Origin of the sequence: Streptomyces kebangsaanensis (genome assembly GCF_001906585.1) — a bacterium.
Taxonomy (GTDB): Bacteria; Actinomycetota; Actinomycetes; order Streptomycetales; family Streptomycetaceae; genus Streptomyces; species Streptomyces kebangsaanensis.
In genome coordinates this window covers 40,239-43,898 of record NZ_JUJA01000164.1, presented here as the reverse complement: position 1 = coordinate 43,898, position 3,660 = coordinate 40,239, and the positions used below count along the sequence as shown (strand labels likewise).

General features: G+C 74.8%; 5 protein-coding genes. All 5 read right to left on the bottom strand.

From position 1 onward, the window contains the following. Nucleotides 1-218: 218 nt before the first annotated feature. Nucleotides 219-431: a CDGSH iron-sulfur domain-containing protein gene (locus RH94_RS33240; RefSeq protein WP_073952046.1), complete on the bottom strand. Its 213-nt coding sequence runs from the start codon at nucleotides 429-431 to the stop codon at nucleotides 219-221. Continuing rightward, a complete protein-coding gene (locus RH94_RS33235; RefSeq protein WP_107428890.1) occupies nucleotides 412-1,074 on the bottom strand; it encodes a HemK2/MTQ2 family protein methyltransferase in 663 nt (220 codons plus the stop codon). Before RH94_RS33235 ends, RH94_RS33240 begins: the two co-directional genes overlap by 20 nt. A gap of 21 nt (nucleotides 1,075-1,095) precedes the next feature. Then, on the bottom strand, nucleotides 1,096-2,109 hold the full coding sequence (locus RH94_RS33230) for an iron-containing redox enzyme family protein (protein ID WP_073952044.1): 1,014 nt from the start codon (nucleotides 2,107-2,109) through the stop codon (nucleotides 1,096-1,098). 88 nt (nucleotides 2,110-2,197) lie between these two features. After that, nucleotides 2,198-2,395, bottom strand: coding sequence for a hypothetical protein (locus RH94_RS33225; protein ID WP_073952043.1), 198 nt, complete (start codon nucleotides 2,393-2,395; stop codon nucleotides 2,198-2,200). A 121-nt stretch (nucleotides 2,396-2,516) separates the two neighbouring features. Next, nucleotides 2,517-3,660: ATP-binding cassette domain-containing protein (locus tag RH94_RS45355; protein ID WP_234426210.1), on the bottom strand; the 1,144-nt coding region annotated here is incomplete at its 5' end.

The following is a 3,660-nucleotide window of genomic DNA, read 5'->3' as shown; positions in this document are numbered from 1 at the left end:
CCGCCCGCCGCGCCCCCCCGCGCTGCCCGGGGCCCCGCTCGGAGAGCCCGGGCGGGGCACGACCGCCGTGCCGGCCGGCCCGGTGCCGCCCGGGCTCGTGGGGACCCCTCTCCCGCAGGCCCGGCCGCAACCCCCGCAGGCCGTCGGCCCGGTGCGCGCAGGGAGCCGCCCGCCCCGCCGTGCCGGCCGCCTCGGTGCACAGCCTCTGGGGGCCTCCGCTACGTCCTCTCGCGGTGGCTGGTGTCGCACCAGGGGTAGCGGCGGCTGCGGCGGCAGGTGCACAGGGCGACGCGGAAGCGGTCGGAGGAGACGGTGGTGCCGTCCTCGAGTTCCACCTCGACCGGGCCGTCGACGAGGATCGGACCGCGCCGCTGCATCGTGACCCGGCGGGGCGGGTCCGGGCGCGGGGCGTCAGAGGGGACGTTCGGCACGGATGACCACCAGCTCTTCCTTCTCGTCGGCCGCGTCGCCCGCGGGCAGCAGACCGTGCTCGCGCAGCCAGCCGCGCCTGGACCGCAGGACCGGGCCGAAGACGATCCAGCGGCGGCGCACCACCGCGGCCTTGAGGCCGGCCGCGCGCAGCCGCTCCAGGGTGCGGCCGGGATCGCTCAGCGCGGAGTGGACGATCAGCAGCACGCCCCCGGGCCGCAGCATCGGGGGAGCGTCCCGGCAGATCCGGTCCAGGACCAGCCGTCCGTCGTGCCCCGCGTCCCAGGCGCGGTGCCTGCCGCGCGGCCCGTGCCGGGTGTCGGGGGCCGGTACGTACGGCGGGTTGGCCAGGATGACGTCGAACGACCGTCCGCGCACCGGACCGAAGAGGTTCCCCCGGTGGATGCGTACCGGCAGCCGGCTCAGCCGGGCGTTGAGCCGGGCGGTCCACACCGCACGCCGGGAGACGTCCACCGCGGTCACCTCGGCGCCCCGCCGGGCGGCCACCAGTGCCAGCGCACCGCTCCCGGTGCCCACGTCGAGGACCCGCGCGCCCGGCCGGTACGGTTCGCCGGCCAGGGCTTCGGCCAGCAGCGCGGTGTCGTCCTGCGGGGCGTAGACGCCCGGAAAGACCAGTGCGTGCACGGCTCGCGAGTACCCCGGCACTCAGGAAACACCGGTCGTGCGAGCGGCGAGGGGAGTCCGCAGCGACGACCGCCCGGCGCGCCAGTCGGCGAGCAGCCGTGCACCGAGACGGTCCTCCAGGTACCCGGTCGCGTCCATGCCGAAGGCCACGTCGGCAGCCAGATGCGGCTCCTCCGCCAGCAGCCCGCCGATCACGTCGTGGCGTACGACCTGCTCGTGCACCGCGTCCGCCTCCACGTGCTCGTCGTAGAAGAACCGCGCGGCCGGCCCGGCGCCCGTACGGCGCAACGCCTCGGCCAGCCGCCGTGAGCCGGGGGAGGAGGTGATCTCGACCGCGGCGAAGTGACCCACCAGGGCGCCCCGCAGCTCGCGGTGCAGACCGAAGAGGGACATCAGGTTCACCGTCGCCAGGACCTCGGCCGAGGCCGCGTCCAGATAGCGGCCGTACGCCGTGTCCAGGTCCAGGTCGGCCATCAGGTCGGCGAACAGCCGGGCGTGGACGCGTTCGGCGCGGCCGCCGCCCCACTCGTCGAACTCCACCGCCGCCATTGCCGCCTTCGCCCGGCCCCACAGGCGCGGCAGCACCCAGGCGTGCGGGTCGGCCTCCTTGAGGTGGTAGAGGGAGCGCTGGGCCGCGTACTCCCGCAGTTGCCACAGCTCGCCCTCGTCCCGCAGGTAGTGGCTGACGCCCGTGCCGTGGACCGGTTCGACGAGGAGGGCGGCGAGCGCGTCGTCGAGGCTGTCGTGCCCGGGCGTGTCGGCGCGCAGCGCGGACAGGAACCGGTGCTCAAGCGCCGACCGGACCCGCAACAGGTCCGGGTCCCACTCACGTTGCGCGGCGACCCCGGCGAAACCCCGGTAGTGCAGCTCGTAGCAGAGGTACAGGGCGAGCTGGAGATCGTCGCCGTACGCCGTCGCCCCGCCGACGTCCTCGGCGCGGGGCAGCGCTCCGGTGCCCCGCAGATACGCCGTCACGGCCGCGGAGACCGGCCCCCGGGCTGGGGGCAGTTCGGGTCCTCGGTGATCGTGGTGCATACGGCCCGGGTACCCGTGGCCCCGGGGGGCCACCCCCGCCCTTCGGCACGGGCCGTCGCTCCCGCGGCTCCACGGCCACGGCCCCGGTTCAGTCGCCCTCCGACTCCTCCTGGGCCCGGGTGTTCGTGGTGATGGCCTCGCCGGCCTCGCCCCGGTGGCGGCGCTCACGGGTGTCGTCGACGTCCGTCTCGGCGTTCTCGAACTCGCGCAGGACCTCGCCGAGCGCGGTCCTGGGGGGCCGCTCGTCGTCGCCGGTGCTCTCGTGCCGTGCGGGGTTCTCGGCCATGGTCTTCTCCTCTCCTCGTCCGGTTCACCGCGGTCGCCGACCGCATGCGCGGATGGGTACCCGGCCCGGCGCTTTCATGTCCCCCACGGCGGAATCCGGGAAGGGCCGGCCGGCCCGGTGCTCAGGCCAGCTGCCGCCGCACCAGCTCGTGCAGCCGCCCGCCCGTGTCCGCGAGCAACTCGGCGGGCGGCCCCTGCTGGGTGATCCTGCCGTCCTCCATCACCACGACCCGGTCGGCGTCCAGCACCGTCGACAGGCGGTGCGCGATGACCACGCGCGTGGCGTTGAGCTTGCGGGTGCTCTCGATCACCGTGCGCTGCGTGTCGTTGTCGAGGGCGCTGGTCGCCTCGTCGAAGAAGAGGATCCGCGGACGCCGCACCAGGGCCTGGGCGATCATCAGCCGCTGCCGCTGGCCGCCGGAGACCGCGCCGCCGCCCGAGACGATGGTGTGCAGGCCCATCGGCATCCGCCCGATGTCCTCCGCGAGGCCCGCCAGCTCGGCCGCCGCCATCGCCTCCTCGGGCGTGCACGGCTCGGTGCCGCGGATGACGTCCAGGATCGAACCGGTGAACGGCTGCGCGTGCTGCAGCACGACCCCGCACTGCCGGCGCACCGCCGACTGGTCCAGTGCCGCAAGGTCCTGCCCGTCGTACAGCACGCTCCCGGACAGCGGCCGGTCGAAGCCGATCAGCAGCCTCAGCAGCGTCGACTTGCCGCAGCCGCTGGGCCCGACGATCGCCACGAACTCGCCCGGCCGCACCCGGAACGACACGTCGTCCAGCACCAGCGGCCCGTCGTCGCCGTAGCGGAACGACAGCCGCCGCGCCTCGATCGCCCCGGACAGCGGTCCCGGCCGGGTGCTGGCCGTGCGCACCTCCGGCGCGGCGTCCAGCACCGGCCTGATCTGCTCCAGCAGCGGCAGCGCGGCCACCATCGAGACGAAGGCGCCCGTCAGCTGGGTGACCGAGGTCAGCAGCATCGTCACCGAGGTGTTGAAGGTCAGGAACGCCGCGGCCGACATCGAGCCGCGCGCGGGGCCCGCCAGCAGCATGAACATCAGCAGCGTGCACACCGGCAGGTACACCGCGCCCAGCACCGTGGTGAGGTTCTTGATCCGGCCCGCCTTCTGCTGCAGCTCGCGGCTGCGCGCGAACCGGGACGCCCAGGCGGCGTACGCGTAGTTCTCCGCGGCCGCCACCCTGAGCTTCGGCAGCCCGCGCAGGGTCTGGAAGGCCTGGTTGTTCAGCTTGTTGGTGAGCACCACC